Raw genomic sequence first — 19,327 nt, 5'->3', positions numbered from 1 at the left:
GGCAAGGTGAGAGGAGGAGCTCTCATCCCGGCGTCCTACCTGCGACGTGCGTCTCAGGATCGCTAGCCGGCGTATCCAGCCGGAGAGGGGACCGCTGCCCGATGTCCTTCCCGCAGCAGTGTTGGACACCGCTTGGCTCAATACATGGGTCAAGCGCCGAGCCCATTCAAGGAGCGCGCGCCATGGCATCTGAAAATCTGACACTGCGGGAACTTCGGCACGTAGACAAGATCACGTTCATCAATAGCGATGATCGCTTCTATGAGCCGGATTACGACCATTACACGCCGGGCGATGAGCTCGCCGCAATCGTGCGACCACTACTGGCAGCGCATGGGCGTGGTTGGGAAATTCGCCGGAAGAATGTCTGGTCGCACGTGACGCCTGGTGGCGATGCTCAGGTGCGCTCTCTTCCCATCCAAGGGTGGAAGATTCACCTGTCGGCGATCGAGGACAATTGCCGCGCCATGCTGGCTGACGCTGCGGCGCTGTTGCTGGAGCAGGATGTCCAGTTCAAGTTCGCGAACGATTGCCGGACGATGAGGATGATGACATCCAAGCGATGGCCCCGGGGAGGGTCCGGAAAGTTCATCACCGTCTATCCGCACACGGAGGGCGAATTCATCCAGGTGATCGAGGCGCTTTACCAGGCGCTTGGCGCCCGGACCGGCTCCTACATTCTGTCCGACAGACGCTACAAGGACAGCCGCTGCCTGTACTACCGCTATGGCGGCATCATCCAGGTGAGCCACCTGGACATCATGGGTAAGCGGATACCGATGCTAGTGGGGCCATCGGGAGAGCACATGCCTGACCGCCGGAACCCATACTTCGAGAGTCCGCCGTGGGCTCAGGATCCGTTCCCGAGTGATGAGGATGAAACTGACGACCGATCACTCAATGGGGGACGATATCTCGTCGAAAGCGCGCTGGGCTTCTCCAACACGGGAGGTGTCTATCTGTCGATCGAGCGCGCTACCGGCCGACAGGTGGTCATCAAGGAGGCGCGTCCTCATGTCGAGCTCTACGAGAACGGCGGGGATGCGACTACCCGTCTCAAGCGCGAGATGGAGAACCTGAGCATCCTGAGTTCCTTGGGTATCGCGCCAGCGGTCCTCGATACGTTCTGGGACTGGGAAAACCTCTACATGGTCGAAGAGTACGTCGATGCCCATGACATGCGTCAGGTCATGCTGCAGTTCTCTCCACTGATGAAAGTACGCCCGACGCTGGCGGATAGTGATGCGTTCTACGCGATGTACAGGGACATCTTCGTCAACATCATGCGTGCAGTTGATCTAGCTCATGGGGCGGGCATGGTGATCGGTGACTTGTCTCCTCCCAATATCCTTGTTGCCAAGAACAGTCTGGCAGTCCGCCTGATCGATCTTGAGGCCGCGTTTCGACCCGAGCTCGGAGAGTCAGAGGACATCCACACACCTGGCTTCCGGAGCAAGCTTAAGAGCCGGGCAAGGATCAGCAGCTACGAAGATGACAACTATGCCGTGGCTGCCATCATGATGTACGCCATGTTCCCGATCGTCGCCATGGCCTACATCAGAGATGATCTGTTCGATACAGTGCTGCCTGAGATTGTGTGGGATATCGGCTGGGAGGACACGCCCGTCATGGGGGTCATCCGTGACCTCGCACGAGGCAAGGTCAGCCTGAAAGAGGCGGAGGAACGGCTGCTGCAGCCGGTGAGCATTCGCCAGCCCTATGCCTCCAGAGCTGGTAGACGCCTTCCCGCTGACAGCGTGCTGAAGAGGCTGGCCGCCTTCATCCAAGTCAATTATCGCCTCGACCCGAATCACACGCTCTTCCCGTGCGATCCATTCGCGCTGGCGACAAACGGTAGCAGCCTTGGTTTTGGGTCATCAGGGGTGATCTACGCGCTCATCCGTGCCGGAGTGGAGGTGCCCCAAGCGGCATGGGATCGGCATCTCGCCGAGGTCTCTAGCCTGAACAGCCAGAATGCGGCGCCGGGATTCCTGACCGGCCTCGCGGGGATCGGTTGGGCGCACCTGGCAATGGGAGAGGCCGCCATTGGCCTCAGCTTTGTGGACCAAGCCAACAGGAGTGCGCAGAACATCACACATCCTTCCCTGTACTACGGGATGGCAGGCCTGGGCTTGGCCGATTTGGCCGCCTACGTGGTCTCTGGTCACCATCGCTATCTTGACCTGGCCCTGGAGCTCGCGGCACAGCTCGAGTCCTCCGCGCTTCGGAGCAACGACGGGCTGTATTGGGAAGACGATGGAGTCGTCCGAATCGGCTTTGGCTATGGACAATCCGGAATCGCTCTTTTCTTCCTTCGACTGTCACAGGCCGCCGGAGACCAGCGCTGGCGAACTCTGGGCAAGGCTGCCCTGTGCTACGACCTCGCTCATGGCCATGAGCTGGAGGCAGGGGTGACGACATTTGCCGCTGCTCCGGCAGGGATCACGACTTATGAGCATTACATTGAGCAAGGCACCGCCGGCATCGTCAAGGTGGCCATCCGGTACGGACTTTGGGAGACGGTGGATCAGCTCGTACTAGATCTGCACAGAAAGTACGCCGGCTTCGCAGGCCTCATGTATGGCTTGGCTGGCCTCATCGACACGCTGGTTGATGCCCACGTGTACTCCGGCAACCCCAAGTATCTGGAAATGGCCCAGCGTGCCTACCAAGGCCTTACCGATCTCTATGTTTTCGGAGACGACGACATGGCTGCGGTGCCTGGAGAGAACCTCTTCCGCATATCGTGTGATTATGCAACTGGAATGGCCGGGGTCATACGCGCCGTCCAGAGGCTCAGTGCTCCTGATAGCGATGACTTCTGCTTGGATGTCATGGACGGGCCACTGCTGAAGCGCATCGGTGCGCACGCTGTCCAAGCGTCTGCGTGATCGCGAGGAGCGCGCAATGAAATTCGCAGCCCGAGGACAAGGAGTGCAGGCTGCCTCCACTGCCAAGACTAGCGTGAGAGACTTCGCTTGTCTGTTGGGCGGCGATCGACGTGAATACATCGGCGTGACTGCTGCAGGTGTGCTGATCGGCGCTGCCGAAGGCCTGATTCACCCCTTGCTGATCAAGGCAATTCTTGATCATGCGTCGTCCAGCGGCGAAGTTGAAAGGGTGATTATTTTGGTGCTCGGCTATCTGGTGCTTGGCATATCCCTGAATGCTGGCGCCTACGCCACCTCGTTGTGGCAGCAACGCCTGGATAACAGGATCGTGAGGCGAATCAGTGCGGATCTGCTTGGAGCGTTCTACACCGAAAACTACCGTTGTTTCCTCCGCAATGGGGTCGGGCACTACGTATCGCGCATACGGGCGGATGTAAAGGATGGGTTGGTTCCGATGCTTGCGTTGGTGCGAGTGCTTGCGACGAAGATCTCCATGTTGCTGGCCCTGGTCTCTGCATTGATCCTCATCTCCTGGCAAGCATTTGCCGTGCTGGTGGTCATCATTCCCGTGGCGACGGTCGTGAGCTTGTCTGTCGGCAACAGAATCCGCCACCTGACATCGACCGAGCGGGAAAATGAAGCCGACGTGCTCGGTCTGCTGACCAAGGCCGTTGGAAGCATCAAGATGGTTTGCGGCTTTGGGCTTGTGAACAAGACGGTCAAGGAATTCGATAACGGTATGGGCGTATTGCTTGATACCGGCTACAAGCGATTCAAGGCCGTCCGCACCCTGCAGGGTGCCAGTGACCTGACCATGGTGCTGTCGGATGTCTGCTCGATCTTTGTTGGCGCATTGTTCGTCCTTCAGAGAAAGATGACGTTCGGCTCATTCATTGCCTTCATGAATTCATTCTGGCGGGCCGCGACGACATTGATCGCGATCTTCAAGCACTGGGCCGAGCTCCAGAGCCATGGCGCAACCGTTCATCGGATCACCCAATTCCTTCATGGTCACGAGACGCCTGATTTCGACGTCAGCGACGGCGTGATCGCCATGGATGTTGGCTTCTCCTACAACGCGGCCGACGTGCTGCGGAATGTATCGGTGGCCTGGAAGGCCGGGCGCCGCGTTCTGATCACGGGCGACAACGGATCCGGGAAGACAACGTTTGCCAACATTCTGGCAAGATGCCTGTACCCGACGCAGGGGGGCGTTTCGCTTCCTTCCCGGATCAGTGCCGCTACGCTGCCACTTGCATTTCCACCGCTGAGGGTTGGACAGCTTGACGTCGAGCAGCGCCTGCTCCAGTCCTTTAGCCTGGACTGTCCGGAAATCCTAACGGCCTATCCCGACCAGCTGTCAGCCGGGCAGCAGCAGAAGCTCGCATTGGCCATGGTGCTCAGCAAAGCAGCGGATCTTTATGTGCTGGATGAGCCCCTCGCAAACCTGGATACCAGCGCTCAGGACGTCGCGATGCGAGAGATCATGGCATGGACCGAAGGCGGAACCCTAGTGATGATCATGCATGGCGGCAGCCGGTTCCGAGACCTCTTCGACGAATGTCACCACCTTGGGTCGCTGGAGCAGCCCTCACCGAGTGTGTTCAGCCCCGACCAACCGCGGGCGACGTCAGGAAGGCAGAGAACCTTGGTGGCGAACCACGGAAATGCTTCATGATGATTTTCTACTACGTCAAGGTCGCTCTGCGCAACGCAGCGAGAAGCAAGGTCGTCACCGGATTGATGGTTCTGGCGATCGCCGTCGGTATTGGTGCCTGCATGGCTACGCTGACCGTCATGCGCCTGCTGTCGGGCGATCCACTTCCGGGAAAGAGTGCCCGCATCTTCTACCCTCAGGTCGATGTGAACCCTGCTTCCAGAGGACGCGAGCCGTACGACGTACTGGATTACCGGACTGCCCACGATCTGTGGTCGTCCAGCCAGGCCGACAGGCAGACGATGGTCGTGTCGAGCCCGGTGAAAGTACGATCAGATCTGACCGGTACCGTTCCATTGATGGTGTCTTCGACCTCGACCACAGCGGACTTTTTCCCGATGTTCGAGGTGCCGATTCAGTACGGGCGAGCGTGGACGCAGGAGGACGATAGGCGGCGCAGCCGGGTAGTTGTCATATCCGATCGCCTGAATCGGCAACTGTTCGGAGGTCGTGACAGCGTCGGTCAGACCCTCAGTGTCAAAGATGCGAAGCTGCAAGTGATAGGCGTGCTCAAGCCATGGCGCCCTGCGCCCCTGTTTTACAAAATCCGAGGGGGGCGCTTCTCTGGTGGCAAGACCTCAGGATTCTATGGCGCAGCCGATGATGTCCTTCTCCCGATGTCAGCGAGCCTTGAGATAAACGAAGGGGACTTCCAGCCCTTTACGTGCTGGGCCGCCCCAGAGCGCAGCGGCGTCCTGCAGGGGTCACCGTGCGTGGCGGTCGGTGTATGGGTGGAGCTTGGCAGTCGGGAGAAGGTCGCAAACTACCGTCGCTATCTCGCCAACTATGCCAGCGAGCAGAAGCGCCTGGGTCGTATTGCGCATGACCAGAACACTCGTATGCCATCGCTGATGGAGTGGCTGGACTTCAATCGCGTCGTACCCAGTGATGTGAAGGTTCAGGCCGTTCTGTCATTCGCATTTCTCATCATCTGCCTGGCGAATGTCGTGGGCCTGTTGCTGGCCAAGTTCATGAGGCATGGCGGAGAGATTGGACTGCGGCGGGCGTTGGGAGCGAGCAGGACAGCGGTGTTTACGCAGTGCCTTGTGGAGGCGGGGGTCATTGGCATCATTGGTGGGGTCGCTGGCCTGCTTCTGACTCTGTTCGCCTTATGGGCGATTCGCACCCAGCCGGTGGCATACGCAGACCTGATACGCCTGGACGTCACCATGTTCATCGCTACGTTTGTCCTGTCTTTGGTGAGCAGTTTGCTGGCCGGTGCCCTTCCGGCCTACCGGGCCAGCTCGATCCAGCCAGTGGCCCAATTGAAGCTGCTATAGCGGAGTCCATCATGCAAGTGGGAATCATCGTCGCCGCCCTGCGAAAGCATCGATTGGCCACGTTTCTGATAGCAGCGGAGATTGCACTGGCATGCGCAGTGCTCTGCAATGCAATCTTCATGTTTATGGAAAGACGTCGGGCACTGAATCTGGACAGCGGGATCCAGGAGTCTGCGCTTGGTGTCGTTCAACTCTCTGGTTTCAGCTCGGACAACGCCAATGACATCAATGCCCGTGTGACGAGTGCCCTCAGGGCGATTCCCGGTGTCGAGTCGGTGGGGGTGATAAGCGCTGTGCCTTTTGGAGAGCCGGGAATCCGGGCCGGCGTGAGCACCGACGAGGAGCTGGAGCAACCTGGTGGCGTGCTGGATTTCTACCTGGGAGACTCCGCTGCGCTCCAGGCGTTGAGCTTGAGGCTTGTCGCGGGCAGGATGCCAGAGCCGGCGGAGTACACGCCTGTTGCTCAGTACGTCCCTTCGAATGCGCCCGTGCTGATTACCCAACAATTGGCGGAGCGCTATTGGCCCGGCCAGAGCGCCGTGGGGCGGAGCCTGTGGGCGTTGGATACGCGATTCACTGTCATCGGCGTCGTCGAGCATCTCATCATCTCGCAACCCGGCGGCGGCGAGGCCTTGGGAAATGATTGGTCCCTCTTCGTGCCAGCAAGTCCTGGGCCATACCTTGCAGGACGTTACATCGTTCGAGCAATGCCCGACGATCTCCCGCGGGTATTTGGCCAAGTAGCAAGGGTGGTGTCATCTGCCGCCCCTGATGTGGTCTTCGATCAATCCGCCAGTCGAACGTTGACTGAGCTCCGTACAGAGTTCTTCCATGATGCAACGGTGATGATGGGACTTCTGGCGGGCGTCATCGCCGCGCTCCTCGGTGCTACTGCACTCGGCATCGGCGGGTTGGCGAGCTACTGGGTGGAGCAGCGCCGCAAGCAGATCGGGATCCGCCGCGCATTGGGAGCAACACGATGGGACGTGCTTCGCTACTTCCAGATCGAAAATTTCATGATCGTGAGCGTCGGCGTCGCCGCAGGCCTGGTGCTTGCCTACGGACTGAATCTGGCGCTGATGCGCTTCTATGAATTGCCCCGGCTGCCCGCGATGTACTTGCCACTTGGCGCCGCGGCGCTATGGATACTCGGCCAGTTCGCAGTACTTGCGCCGGCGCTGAAGGCATCGATGATCACGCCTGTTCAGGCGATCCGGTCGTTCTGAATTGATCTAAGGGCGCCTGAAAGGCGTCTCCCTAAAGCGCGAGGTGGAAGATGTTGAGAATGCAGGGATTGAGCAAGGTCTTTCAGGTCGAACATGTGCGAACGCATGCCTTGAGGGAGGTTGACCTTCACGTAGGCGAAGGGGAGTTCCTCGCTGTTACCGGTCCCTCGGGCTCTGGCAAGTCCACATTGCTCAACATTGCTGGTCTTTTGGAGGGTGTGACGACGGGTACGTACACGCTCGATGGCCGGGATGTGTCCAGACTCAGTGACGGCAATCGAAGTCGGATCAGGAATGAAAAGGTGGGTTTCATCTTCCAGGGCTTTAATCTGATCCCTGATCTGACACTCTACGACAATGTCGATGTGCCCTTGAGGTATCGCGGACTCGGCGTGAAAGAGCGCGCTGAAAGAATCATCCGCGTACTGCAGCGTGTCGGCCTCGGCTCCCGGATGCATCACTTTCCACGAGCACTGTCTGGTGGACAGCAGCAGCGCGCAGCCATCGCGCGAGCGTTGGCTGGCCGCCCGCGGCTCCTGCTGGCGGATGAGCCGACAGGCAATCTGGACGGCGAAATGGCGGGAACTGTCATGGAGCTGCTGCAGGAGATCAACGCTGGCGGCGCCACGATCATCATGGTCACCCATGATCCTGATCTCGCCCTGAAGGCGACCAGAAACGTGCACATTGTGGACGGTACCCTCAGTGACAGATTCAGGCCCGATGTGAATTTTGTGGCCGCTTAGCCACTTAGCCGCTTAGCCGCCTGACGGCTTTGCCGGCTACCGGCAAGCTGACGGATCGGACTCCGCCGGCTTGTGCCGCATCACGTCCCCCCACCCCGATCCAACTGCCGATACCCGATCGCCTCCGCCACATGCGCGGTCTCGATGTTCTGGGCATGCCCCAGATCCGCCAACGTCCGCGCCACCCGCAGGATGCGATGCATCGAGCGCGCCGACAGCTGCAACCGTTCCACAGCATCCTCCAACAGCTGCTGATCCTCCCGCGACAACCGGCAATGCGCGCTCAGCTCGAACGGCAGTAGTTGGGCGTTGGCTTTCCCACTGCGCAGCAGCTGCACGTCGCGCGCGGCCACCACCCGGGCGCGAACACTCGCGCTGTCTTCGCCCAGCGGCGCGTCATCGCGCAGCTCGCGCGGGTCCAGCCGCGGCACTTCCACATGCAGGTCGATGCGGTCCATCAAGGGCCCGGAAACCCGCCCCCGGTAACGCTGGATGACCTCTTCGCTGCAGAGACAGCGGCCACTGCGATCCCCCGCCCAGCCGCAAGGGCAGGGGTTCATCGCCGCAACCAGCTGGAACCGCGCGGGAAAGCGCTCCGTCCTTGCCGCGCGGCTGACCACGGCGACCCCGGATTCGATCGGCTCGCGCATGACCTCGAGCGCGTGCCGGCTCCACTCCGGGAGTTCGTCCAGGAACAACACCCCGTTGTGTGCCAGCGAGATCTCGCCTGGCCTGGGATGCGAGCCGCCGCCGATCAGCGCCACCGCGCTGGCGGTATGGTGCGGCGCTCTATAGGGCCGCTGCCGCCAGCGCCCCGCATCAATGCCCTGTCCGCTGCAGGAGGCAATGGTCGCCGCTTCCAGGGCCTCGAGCTCGCTGGCCGCGGGCAGGATGCCGGGCAGACGCGACGCGAGCAGCGTCTTGCCGCAGCCCGGCGTGCCGAGCAGCAGCAGGTGGTGCCCGCCGGCCGCCGCGACTTCCAGCGCCCGGCGCGCCTGCAGCTGCCCGCGCACATCGCGCAGGTCGGGAATGCTGACCGGCACCGTGGCGGCGGCCACAGCCGGTGGCAGCGTGCCGCTTTCAAGGGCGCTGCAGACTTCCAGCAGAGTGCGTGCGATGCGTACGTCGGCATGTTGGGCCAACGCCGCCTCTTCACTGTTGGCCGCAGCCACGATCAGGCTCCGGCCATCCCCGGCGGCTGCGATCGCGGCAGGCAGGACACCGTCTACACCGCGCAGCTCGCCGGTGAGGGCCAGCTCGCCCAGGAATTCGTACTTGTCCAGGGATTGCGCATCGATCTGGCCACTGGCGGCGAGGATGCCGAGCGCAATGGCCAGATCGAATCGGCCGCCTTCCTTGGGCAGATCGGCGGGAGCCAGGTTGATGGTGATCCGCCGCTGCGGAAACTCGAACCGCGCGCAGATCAGCGCGGCGCGCACGCGGTCGCGCGATTCCCGCACGGCCGCCGCAGGTAGCCCAACGATCTGGGTATGCGGCAGCCCACCAGAGAGGAACACCTCGATGCGCACGGCAGGGGCTTTCACACCGGCGCGGGCACGGCTGTGCACCAGCGCGAGGCTCATGCGGTTGTTTCCGGGATCTGCGGCATGGTGGGAACAATGGCAGTGAACGGAGCACCCACTCCATAGGCGTTCACCGCGCCACGGGGTAGGCAAGCACCGCCACCGTATCCGGTACTGCCGCTAGACTGGATGCCCCCACGTGCCACGCCGTCGAACACCATGGATATGCACCACCGCTCCGGCCCGATCGAACTGGTCGCCGTCGATATGGACGGGACCCTGCTTGATCCGTCCCACACGCTCACGCCCCGGGTGATGCACGCCATCGCCCGCGCCCGCGCGCAGGGCGTGCAGGTGGTGCTGGCCAGCGGCCGACCGGTGTCTGGCATGGCGCCGTTCCTGCAGCAGCTGGGTATCCAGGGCGAGCAGGATTACTGCATCGCCTGCAACGGCGCGCTGGTGCAGAACATCGGCAGCGGCCAGCGCGTGGTCGAGTTTCCGCTGAGTTTCGAGGACTTCGTGTTCTGTGAGCGGATCTCACGCGAACTCGGTATCCACTTCCAGGCGCTCGATGGCCGGCGCATGTACACGCCCAACCAGGACATCAGCCACTACACCGTGGCCGATTCGCACCTGTCGAACGTGCCGCTGTCGTATCGCCGGGTCGAGGACATGGACCCGGCCATGCAGTTCATCAAACTGATGATGATCGACGAACCCGCGGTGCTGGATGCCGCGATCCAGCGCCTGCCCTCGGAACTGACCGACCGCTTCGCGGTGCTCAAGAGCGCGCCGTTCTTCCTCGAGGTGTTCGACGACCGGGCAGGGAAGGGGCCAAGCCTGGAGAGGCTGGCCGCCCATCTGGGCGTGGACCGGGCCAACGTGATGGCGGTGGGCGATCAGGAGAACGACCTGACCATGCTGCAGTTCGCCGGGACCAGCGTCGCCATGGGCAACGCGATTCCGGCGGTCAAGCAGAGCGCGCGCTTCGAGACCGCCACCAACGCCGAGGACGGCGTGGCGCTGGCGATCGAGCGGTTCGTGCTGCAGGACGCCTGACGCGCGTCAGCGCAAGCCCGGCTTACTCGCGCGGCGCAGCCGATCCGCCACGTGCTTCCAGCTCGGCCACCGTCTTCTCCAGCGCCTCCAGCTTCTCGCGGGTGCGCAGCAGCACGGCGCGCTGCACGTCGAATTCCTCGCGGGTGACCAGGTCCAGCTTGCCCAGCCCGGCCTGCAGCGCGGTCTTGAAGGTGGCCTGCAGTTCTTCGCGCGACTGGCGCAGGCCCGGGGGGACCATGTCGCTCAGGCGGCGGGCGAGGTCATCGAGGTGGTTGAGGTCGATCATGGTGCGGCTCCGCGGGGTATGCGCCAAGGATAAGCCGCCACGCTGCCGGCGGCACTGACCGCGCGCATCGCGTTCACCGGCGGACAGGCGTTATCCTCGCAGCCTGAGAGACAGGAGTGCAGACGGATGAAGATGGTCATGGCGGTGGTCAAACCGTTCAAGCTCGACGACGTGCGCGAAGCGCTGGCCGAGCGCGGCGTCACCGGGATCACGGTCACCGAGGTCAAGGGCTTCGGGCGGCAGAAAGGCCACACCGAGCTCTACCGCGGGGCGGAATACGTGGTCGATTTCCTGCCCAAGGTGAAGATCGAGGTGGCCGTCACCGACAGCCAGGTCGAGGAGGTGGTGGAAGCCATCGTCAAGGCCGCCGGCACCGGCAAGATCGGCGATGGCAAGGTGTTCGTGTACGACCTGGGCAGCGTGGTGCGCATCCGCACCGGTGAACTGGACGCCGACGCGCTGTAACGCACGCCGGCTTGCCCATGGGCGCATGGGCAAGCGCGGTCAGGCGTGGCCCTTGAACCAGCGGTAGAAGCGCTTCCAGGCCACGCGTACGCCGGCCACCCAGCGCGGGTCGGCCACCTGGGCCGCCTCGGAGGCGCTGGGGCGCTCGCCGGTCAGGCGCTGGCGCATCTTCAGCAGATTCTTCATGTCGCTGCGGCGCAACTGGCGCGAGACCGGGTGCACCGGCAGCCAGCGCGAGCTGCGCCAGGCCGAGGTGAAATCCACCAGCACCGGCACGCCCCCGCTGACCATCACGTTGGTGCCATGCAGATCGTTGTGGGTGATGCCGGCGGCATGCAGGCGGGTGAGCGCGAACTGCAGCTGCTCGAAGACCTCGATGCCGACCGACTGGGCCGCGCTGAGGGTCTGGCCGGGAATGAACTCCATGCCCAGCGCGAGGCCGCCGATGGTGCCGAGCAGGGCAGGGGCGTGCTTCCAGCCGCTCAGGCGCTGCAGGATGCGCGCTTCGCGGCGGACCAGCAGGCGCGCGATCGGCGACAGCGGGGTGCCGCGGTAACGGGTGTAATCCTTGACCACGGCCGGCTGCCCGTTGAGGCAGGTCCGGTAGACGTCGGGTTCCAGGAGGCGTTCGCCGCGCTTGAGCAGCTCGGCGGGGGCGGTGTCATCGACACACGAGGCAACGATTGTGTTCATAGGGGTCTGTGCGACCCGGCGGTCGGCGCAATGCGTCAGGCGTACCGGTGCTGCTTATGGTGGGAACTAAAGATTTCGTTAATTTTAGTACTCGTCAGTACACGAATCCAGATGATGTCGGAGAAATGTCGTCGCCCGGGGTGGAACAGTTCGTCACGCTGAAGCGGACAATCTTGTATCGTTTGGAATAATTCCGTTCAATATCAGCGGGTTGCTGGCGATCACCGGGGGAGTGCGGGGCAGGCAGCGCTGCCGTGCGTCCAACGCAGCAGGCGGTTGCATGGGTCACCCGGCGCTGAACATCACCCAGCCCGCGCTTGACCGCGACGCAGGCGCTGCGGACCATATGCTGTTGTTCGCGACATCGGCGGCCGCCCCTCTCCGGCACGTCCCCGCCCTCTGCCGCCGTATCGGTGCCGGTCACTTCCGTGCATCCCCCCACCATTTCGGGTCCGGCTGTGCCGGAGGAAGACTGATGATCAAGATCGTGCTGGCAGGGCTGTTCATCGCCTGCGTGCTGTACATCCATTACCGCGGCAAGGTGCGCGCGCGCTGGTCGCGCCAGCTGCTGGACCACTCCAGCTTCATGGCGCCGATCAACGTGATCATGTACGCGTTCTCGAAGGTGCCAACCACGCCCTTCCTGGACCCGGGCAAGGAATTCCCGCAGCTCGAGCCATTGCGCCAGAACTGGCAGATGATCCGCGACGAAGCGCTGGCCCTGCGCGATGCCGACAAGATCGCTGCCTCCAGCACGTTCAACGATGCGGGCTTCAATTCGTTCTTCCGCCGTGGCTGGAAGCGCTTCTACCTGAAGTGGTACGGCCCCTCGCACCCCTCGGCCAAGGCGCTGTGCCCGAAGACCACCGCGCTGCTGGAATCACTGCCGGACGTGCGCGCGGCGATGTTCGCCCAGCTGCCCTCGGGCAGCGAACTGCGCCCGCACCGCGATCCCTTTGCCGGCTCGCTGCGCCTGCACCTGGGCCTGGCCACGCCGAACGATGACGCCTGCTACATCGAAGTGGACGGCATCAAGAAAAGCTGGCGCGATGGCGAGTGGATGATGTTCGATGAAACCTACATCCACCACGCGCACAACGAGACGCCGGATGACCGCGTGATCCTGTTCTGCGATATCGCGCGTCCGCTGCGCTTCGGCCTGCCGGGCCTGTTCAACCGCGCGGTGGCCTCCACGCTGCTGGCTGGTGGTGCCTCGCCGAACCTGCCGGGTGACCCGACCGGTGGCGTCAACAAGGCCTTCGGCAGCGTCTACAAGGTGCGCCTGAAGGCCAAAGCGCTGCGCGAGCGCAGCGTGGTTGCCTACCAGGTGATCAAGTGGGGCCTGGTGGTGGCGGTGATTGCGGGTATCTGGGCGATCTGACTGCTGGGGTCATGAGGTTGCCGGCCAGCGGCCGGCACTACCGGAAACGAAAAAAACCCGCGCTGCTGCCAGCGCGGGTCTTTTGTTGTCTGCATGAACCGGTCTCACGGCGCACCGACCAACGGTCGGTGCCTACCCCTTCGTTGCCGGGGCCGAACGGCCAATGCAGGGCCCGAAGGCCAACCGGGGCCGGCCGATCAACACCCGGGCCGAAGGCGACCGGTAGAGCCGACCGTTGGTCGGCTGGCCGCGCGAAGCGCGGCAACGATCGACACCGACGCTTAACGCATCAGCCCTTCAGGGCCGCCGCCACGAACGGCGGCGTCACCAGCACGCCGGTGTGCAGCGCGGCGTTGTAGTACAGCGTCTCGAACGCCTTGCCAGCCGAATCGGCCTGGCGGAAGTCGAAGCTGCTCTCGCCCTTGCGGGCCAGGGTGACGCTCCACCAGCCGGTCGGGTAGCACGGCTGCGGGAACGGCAGGGTCTTGAACGAACCGAAGCCGGCCTTGCCCATCTCGGTGCGCATTTCGTTGATCAGGTCCAGCTGCATCAGCGGCGACTCGGACTGCTGCACCAGGATGCCGTCGTCCTTCAGGGCCTTGAAGCAGCTCTCGTAGAACGCCTTGTTGAACAGGCCTTCGCCGGGGCCGACCGGATCGGTCGAATCCACGATCACCACATCCACGCTGCCGGCCGGGCAGTTGGCCATGTAGGCCACGCCGTCGTCGAACATCAGCTCGGCGCGCGGGTCGTCGTTGGAATCGCAAAGCTCCGGGAAGTGCTTGCGGGCCATCACGGTGACCTGCTCATCGATGTCGCACTGGGTCACGCTCTCCACGCCCTCGTGCTTGAGCACTTCGCGCAGGGTGCCGCAGTCGCCGCCGCCGATGATCACCACGCGCTTGGGCGCGGCGTGGGTGAACAGCACCGGGTGGCTGATCATCTCGTGATAGAAGAAGTTGTCCTTGCTGGTCAACATGATGGCGCCATCGATGGTCATCAGGTTGCCCCAGTCGGTGGTCGCGAAGATCTCGATCTTCTGGAACGGCGACTGCACTTCGTCCAGCTTGCCGGTCAGGCGGTAGCCGATGGCCGAGCCGGTGCGCTCGAAGTGTTCGATGTACCAGTTGTTGTTGTCAGTCATGGAGGAGCAGTCCTGTTCGGAAGGGTGGTGGAGCCGGGCTGGCGGCGGTGCCGCGTGGCGCAAGCCACGTCCGGACGGGTTGGCCCGTTCAGGTTTCAAGCCTGAGCACGGGCGCGGGCGCGCATGATAACGGAGCTGTCGCCACATAGGCGTTATCATGCACCCCCTTTTTTACCAACCAGGCCCACTGAAATGACCGATTGGTCCCTCGACCAAGCCCGCAAGACCTACTCGATTCCGCATTGGGCGGATGGCTACTTCGACGTGGATCAGGCAGGACACATGGTGGTGAGACCGACTGGCCAGGACGGCCCGGTGGTGTCCTTGCCCAAGATCGTGGACGCCGCCCGCGAGGCCGGCGCCAAGCTGCCGCTGCTGGTGCGCTTCCCGGACATCCTGGGCCAGCGCCTGGGCAAGCTGCAGGCCGCGTTCGCGCAGGCCCAGGCCGATTGGGAGTACCCGGGCGGCTACACCGCCGTGTACCCGATCAAGGTCAACCAGCACCGTGGCGTGGCCGGCACCCTGGCCAGCCACCACGGCGAGGGCTTCGGCCTGGAAGCGGGCAGCAAGCCCGAGCTGATGGCCGTGCTGGCGCTCTCGCGCCCGGGTGGCCTGATCGTCTGCAACGGCTACAAGGACCGCGAGTACATCCGTCTGGCCCTGATCGGCCGCAAGCTGGGCCTGCAGACCTTCATCGTCATCGAGAAGCCCTCCGAGCTGAAGCTGGTGCTGGAGGAATCCAAGGCGCTGGATGTGAAGCCGGGCCTGGGCGTGCGCATGCGCCTGGCCTCGCTGGGCGCGGGCAAGTGGCAGAACAGCGGTGGCGACAAAGCCAAGTTCGGCCTCTCGCCGCGCCAGCTGCTGGACCTGTGGAAGTCGCTGCGCGATACCGAATATGCCGACTGCCTGAGCCTGCTGCATTTCCACATGGGCTCGCAGATCTCCAACGTGCGCGACATCGCCAACGGCATGCGCGAAGCCACCCGCTACTTCGTGGAACTGTCGCGCCTGGGCGCGAAGATCACCCACGTGGACGTGGGCGGTGGCCTGGGCGTGGATTACGAAGGCACCCGCTCGCGCAGCTTCTGCTCGATCAACTACGGCCTGAACTCCTACGCCAGCAACATCGTGCAGCCGCTGGCCAATGCCTGCGAAGAACATGGCCTGACCCCGCCGCGGATCGTCACCGAGTGCGGCCGCGCAATGACCGCGCACCACGCGGTGCTGATCGCCAACGTCTCCGAAGTGGAAGAGGCGCAGGAAGGCCGCGTGCCGGACCAGCACGACGACGAGCCGGCGGCGATCCGCCACCTGCGCGAAATCCACGCCGAGCTCGATGAGCGTCCGGCGGTGGAGCTGTTCCAGGAAGCGCAGCATTTCCATGCCGAAGGCCTTGCCAGCTATGCGCTGGGCCAGATCGACCTGCCGCAGCGCGCCCGCATCGATGACCTGTTCTACGCCATCGCCCATGCCGTGCGTGCCCGCCTGAGCTATGACGAGAAGAGCCATCGCCCGGCGCTGGACGAGTTGAACGAACGCCTGGTGGACAAGTACTTCGTCAACTTCAGCGTGTTCGAATCGATTCCCGATGCCTGGGCGATCGACCAGGTGTTCCCGATCGTGCCGATCGAGCGCCTGAACGAGCAGCCCGAGCGCCGCGGCATCATCGCGGACATGACCTGCGATTCGGACGGCATGGTCAAAACCTATGTCGAAAACGAGAGCCTGGACACCTCGCTGCCGTTGCATGCGCTGAAGTCGGGCGAAAGCTACCGCATCGCGTTCTTCATGGTGGGCGCGTACCAGGAAATCCTGGGCGACATCCACAATCTGTTCGGCGACACGGATGCGGTAGAAGTGCTGGCCGATGCCGATGGCTATGCGATCACCCAGCAGCGCCGTGGTGACACCACCGATGTGATGCTCGACTACGTGGGCTACAGCCTGGCCGATCTGCGGGCGAGCTATGCCGAGCGCGTGGCGGCGGCGAAGCTGTCGCCCGAGCGCGCGCAGGAACTGTCCGAGGCACTGGAGGCCGGCCTGACCGGCTATACCTATCTGTCCGACGAGCCGCTGACGTAAGCCAGCGTTGACGGGTGACGGCCTTCGGGCCGCACCCGGCTGTCCGTAACGCCGGGCATTGCCCGGCGGTCTTTGCAAGGCACCCGACACCGGCATGAGCGCGCGCGCGATCTTTCATCTGTTCCTGCATGCGGCCGTCCCCGCGCTGCTGGCGTGGATGTTCTGGCGCAAGCGCTTCCTGTCCGCCTGGGTGCTGATGCTGCTGGGCTGGATCATCGATCTGGACCACCTGCTGGCCGATCCGATCTACGCCCCGAACCGCTGCAGCATCGGGTTCCATCCACTGCACACCGCCCCGGCGATCGCGGTGTATGCGGGGCTGTGCGTACCAAAGAAGACGCGCCTGTTCGGGATCGGGCTGATCATCCACATCGTGCTGGATGCCATTGATTGTTGGTGGATGCACCAGGCCCGTTGAACCGCCGGCCCCGGTAGAGCCGACCGTTGGTCGGCTGGCGCGCGCCTGGGCGCGTTCGGGTGTTCGCGAAAGGCAGCCGACCAACGGTCGGCTCTACCCGGTGGCTGCTCCGCCTGCCGGCAACGTCACCGTCGCCTGCAACCCCGGCGTGTCATTGGCCAGGACCAGCGTGCCACCGTAGCTCTCGGCGATGTCGGCCACGATCGACAATCCCAGCCCGCTGCCCGACGCGCGCTCATCCAGCCGCACGCCGCGTTCCAGCACGCGCTCCAGCTGCGCTGGCGGGAGTCCCGGGCCATCATCGGCCACGGTGATGCGTAGCTGCGTGCTGTCCCGTGCCACGTCCACCCGCACCGCCTGCGCGGCCCACTTGCCGGCATTGTCGAGCAGGTTGCCGAGCATCTCTTCCAGGTCCTCGCGCGCACCGGCGAACACGGCGGCATCCTCGCTGTCGCACGTGAAACGCAGCCCGCGCGCGGCATGTACGCGCTGCATCAGCCCGCACAGCGCGCTCACCACCGGCGCCACCGGCGTGCGCTGCTGGCTGTCCGCGCCCAGGCCTGCAGCGAGGTAACGATCGATGCTGGCCTGCATGCGCGCGGTCTCGCTGCGCAGGGTCTGGCGCCAGTCGCTGCCATCCCCTTCGGCTTCGGTGATGAGCACGGTCAGCGGTGTCTTCAGCGCATGCGCGAGGTCTTCGGCGCTGCGGCGGGCGCGCACCACCATGCGCTGGTGGTGATCGAGCAGCGCGTTGAGCTGGCCGGCCAGCGGCGCGACTTCCTTGACCAGGCCCTGCTGCGGGAAGCGCACGTTCTCGCCGTTGCGGACCTGTCCGGCGATGCGGCCCAGTTCGGCCAGCGGCCGCAGCCCGTAATGCACCTGGGTGACCAGTACAGCGAACCACAGTGCGATCAGCACGGCCAGGGCCAGTGCGGTGCGCTGCCGGAAACTGGCAACCTGGGCATCCAGCTGGCTGCGGTCGGTGGCGACCATGACGATCACCGGTGCGGCGGCGCGCGGCAGGGTCACCTGCTGGGCCAGCACGCGCAGTGATTGCTTCAACGGGCCGCTGGCATCGAAGGCCTGCGCCGGCCCCGGTTGCAGCGCGGTCGGGGCGGCCAGCGCGTCATCCCACAGCGAGCGCGATTGCCCGAGCGGGCGGCCCTGCGCGTCCAGCACCTGCCAGTAGTCGCCGGAGAACACGCGCCGGTAGCGCTCGTCGGCCAGGGTGTCGCGCCAGTGCAGCTGGCCGTTGGCATCGCTCTCGGCCAGTGCCAGCACCGCGATCAGGTCGTTGCCCAGGCGCTCGTCCATCGCGGTGCGTGCCGAGCGCTCGAACATCGCGCCCAGCCACCAGGTGGCCAGCGCGGAGACCAGTACCAGGCCCAGGCCACCGGCCACCAGCAGGCGGGTGCGCAGCGAGCCGGTGGTCATGGCATCGCCGAGAGGCGGAAGCCCTGCCCGCGGTGGGTGTGGATCAACGCGCTGCCCAGCTTGCGGCGGATCCGCCCGATCAGCACGTCCAGCGTGTTGGAGTCCGGATCGAAGCCGTCCTCGTAGACGTTCTCGCCCAGCCGCGCGCGGCTCAGCACGGTATCGGGGTGATGCATGAAGTAACTGAGGATGCGGTGCTCCTGCGCGCTGAGCGCCAGCGGTGCACCGTCCAGTTCGAAGCGGCCGGCATTGACGTCCAGCACCAGTGGACCGCACTGCAGGCGCGGATGCGCGTGGCCGGCACTGCGGCGGATCAGGGCACGCAGGCGCAGCAGCAGCTCTTCGGGCTGGAACGGTTTGGTCAGGTAGTCATCGGCACCGGCATCGAAGCCGGCCAGCTTGTCGTGCCAGCGGGCGCGGGCGGTCAGTACCAGCACCGGGAAGTCCCGGCCCGCCTGGCGCCAGCGCTCGATCACGCTCAGCCCGTCCAGGCCCGGCAGGCCCAGATCGACCACGGCCGCGGCGATGTCCTCGATCTGGCCCTGGTACTCGGCGTCCCGGCCCTCCGCACTGTGGATGACCACGTAGCCGGCGTCTTCCAGCAGCGTCTGCAGGCGGCGGGCGAGCAAGGCGTCATCTTCGGCAAGCAGCACGCGCATCAGTCTTTTTCCATTTTCAGCAGGCGGCCGGTGGCCGCATCGTAATCGAGCTCCATCACCACGCCGTCCGGGCCGAGGATCTCGACCTCGTAGGTGTCCTCATCCAGCTCCACTTCGATGAGCTTGCCGGGATAGCGCCGCAGTGCATCGGCCACCACCTGTTCCAGCGGTACGAAACGGCCCTGCCGGACCGCCTGGCGCACGCTGTCCTGCTGGCGGCTGCCACCGTCGAGCACCCGCATCGGGTCCTGCGGGGCCAGGGTCAACAGCAGGGGCAGCATCAGGGACAGGGCGGACATGCGGGCACGCAGGGCAAAGGGCAG

General features: G+C 64.1%; 17 protein-coding genes. 10 read left to right on the top strand and 7 right to left on the bottom strand.

The window, feature by feature from the left end:
* Window positions 1–182: 182 nt before the first annotated feature.
* Genes lanKC through PV764_RS16265 form a run of 5 tightly spaced genes read left to right on the top strand, consistent with a single transcriptional unit; the run spans window position 183 to window position 7,860 of the window.
* Window positions 183–2,891: a class III lanthionine synthetase LanKC gene (lanKC, locus tag PV764_RS16285; protein ID WP_421117091.1), complete on the top strand. Its 2,709-nt coding sequence runs from the start codon at window positions 183–185 to the stop codon at window positions 2,889–2,891.
* A complete protein-coding gene (locus tag PV764_RS16280; RefSeq protein WP_237740339.1) occupies window positions 2,863–4,569 on the top strand; it encodes an ABC transporter ATP-binding protein in 1,707 nt (568 codons plus the stop codon). Before lanKC ends, PV764_RS16280 begins: the two co-directional genes overlap by 29 nt.
* Entirely contained in the window at window positions 4,569–5,888 is a 1,320-nt protein-coding gene (locus PV764_RS16275) for an ABC transporter permease (RefSeq protein ID WP_346463441.1), read from the top strand. Before PV764_RS16280 ends, PV764_RS16275 begins: the two co-directional genes overlap by 1 nt.
* Window positions 5,889–5,899: 11 nt before the next feature.
* Window positions 5,900–7,114, top strand: coding sequence for an FtsX-like permease family protein (locus PV764_RS16270; protein ID WP_019185252.1), 1,215 nt, complete (start codon window positions 5,900–5,902; stop codon window positions 7,112–7,114).
* Between the two features lie 50 nt (window positions 7,115–7,164).
* Window positions 7,165–7,860, top strand: coding sequence for an ABC transporter ATP-binding protein (locus PV764_RS16265; RefSeq protein WP_019185253.1), 696 nt, complete (start codon window positions 7,165–7,167; stop codon window positions 7,858–7,860).
* A gap of 80 nt (window positions 7,861–7,940) precedes the next feature.
* Here PV764_RS16265 and PV764_RS16260 read toward each other — a convergent pair whose 3' ends face one another.
* Window positions 7,941–9,443, bottom strand: a complete 1,503-nt coding sequence (locus PV764_RS16260; RefSeq protein ID WP_019185254.1) for a YifB family Mg chelatase-like AAA ATPase — start codon at window positions 9,441–9,443, stop codon at window positions 7,941–7,943.
* 159 nt (window positions 9,444–9,602) lie between these two features.
* Here PV764_RS16260 and yidA point away from each other — a divergent pair, with 159 nt between their 5' ends.
* A complete protein-coding gene (gene yidA / locus PV764_RS16255; RefSeq protein WP_421117090.1) occupies window positions 9,603–10,442 on the top strand; it encodes a sugar-phosphatase in 840 nt (279 codons plus the stop codon).
* 22 nt (window positions 10,443–10,464) lie between these two features.
* Here yidA and ubiK read toward each other — a convergent pair whose 3' ends face one another.
* Window positions 10,465–10,728, bottom strand: coding sequence for a ubiquinone biosynthesis accessory factor UbiK (gene ubiK / locus PV764_RS16250; RefSeq protein WP_019185256.1), 264 nt, complete (start codon window positions 10,726–10,728; stop codon window positions 10,465–10,467).
* A 126-nt stretch (window positions 10,729–10,854) separates the two neighbouring features.
* Between ubiK and PV764_RS16245 the strand changes: the two genes are divergently transcribed.
* Window positions 10,855–11,193 (top strand): P-II family nitrogen regulator, encoded by a 339-nt coding sequence (locus PV764_RS16245; protein ID WP_019185257.1) that lies wholly within the window; start codon window positions 10,855–10,857, stop codon window positions 11,191–11,193.
* Window positions 11,194–11,232: 39 nt separating this feature from the next.
* Here PV764_RS16245 and PV764_RS16240 read toward each other — a convergent pair whose 3' ends face one another.
* Window positions 11,233–11,886 carry an RIO1 family regulatory kinase/ATPase gene (locus PV764_RS16240; protein WP_421117089.1) on the bottom strand — a complete coding sequence of 218 codons (654 nt, stop codon included), beginning with the start codon at window positions 11,884–11,886 and terminating at the stop codon, window positions 11,233–11,235.
* 475 nt (window positions 11,887–12,361) lie between these two features.
* Between PV764_RS16240 and PV764_RS16235 the strand changes: the two genes are divergently transcribed.
* Window positions 12,362–13,267: an aspartyl/asparaginyl beta-hydroxylase domain-containing protein gene (locus PV764_RS16235; protein WP_026070109.1), complete on the top strand. Its 906-nt coding sequence runs from the start codon at window positions 12,362–12,364 to the stop codon at window positions 13,265–13,267.
* A 289-nt stretch (window positions 13,268–13,556) separates the two neighbouring features.
* Here PV764_RS16235 and speE read toward each other — a convergent pair whose 3' ends face one another.
* Complete coding sequence (speE, locus tag PV764_RS16230) at window positions 13,557–14,411, bottom strand: polyamine aminopropyltransferase (protein WP_019185260.1); 855 nt, start codon at window positions 14,409–14,411, stop codon at window positions 13,557–13,559.
* A gap of 192 nt (window positions 14,412–14,603) precedes the next feature.
* Between speE and speA the strand changes: the two genes are divergently transcribed.
* Complete coding sequence (speA, locus tag PV764_RS16225) at window positions 14,604–16,493, top strand: arginine decarboxylase (protein ID WP_070426138.1); 1,890 nt, start codon at window positions 14,604–14,606, stop codon at window positions 16,491–16,493.
* Between the two features lie 94 nt (window positions 16,494–16,587).
* Entirely contained in the window at window positions 16,588–16,911 is a 324-nt protein-coding gene (locus PV764_RS16220; RefSeq protein WP_046273042.1) for a DUF6122 family protein, read from the top strand.
* A 93-nt stretch (window positions 16,912–17,004) separates the two neighbouring features.
* Here PV764_RS16220 and PV764_RS16215 read toward each other — a convergent pair whose 3' ends face one another.
* From PV764_RS16215 to PV764_RS16205, 3 genes are read right to left on the bottom strand one after another with little or no spacing between them, the layout of a single operon-like run.
* Window positions 17,005–18,345 carry a sensor histidine kinase gene (locus PV764_RS16215; RefSeq protein WP_019185263.1) on the bottom strand — a complete coding sequence of 447 codons (1,341 nt, stop codon included), beginning with the start codon at window positions 18,343–18,345 and terminating at the stop codon, window positions 17,005–17,007.
* Window positions 18,342–19,004 (bottom strand): response regulator transcription factor, encoded by a 663-nt coding sequence (locus PV764_RS16210; RefSeq protein WP_421117088.1) that lies wholly within the window; start codon window positions 19,002–19,004, stop codon window positions 18,342–18,344. The genes PV764_RS16215 and PV764_RS16210 overlap by 4 nt, the downstream gene beginning before the upstream one ends.
* The gene (locus PV764_RS16205; RefSeq protein WP_019185265.1) at window positions 19,004–19,303 is read right to left on the bottom strand and encodes a PepSY domain-containing protein; all 300 of its coding nucleotides are present in this window, start codon (window positions 19,301–19,303) and stop codon (window positions 19,004–19,006) included. Before PV764_RS16205 ends, PV764_RS16210 begins: the two co-directional genes overlap by 1 nt.
* Between the last annotated feature and the right edge of the window lie 24 nt (window positions 19,304–19,327).

This window comes from Stenotrophomonas sp. AS1, from assembly GCF_048957655.1.
GTDB classification, from domain to species: Bacteria; Pseudomonadota; Gammaproteobacteria; order Xanthomonadales; family Xanthomonadaceae; genus Stenotrophomonas; species Stenotrophomonas bentonitica_A.
The sequence above is the reverse complement of the archived record's forward strand: the minus strand, read 5'-3'. Positions and strand labels throughout refer to the sequence as shown.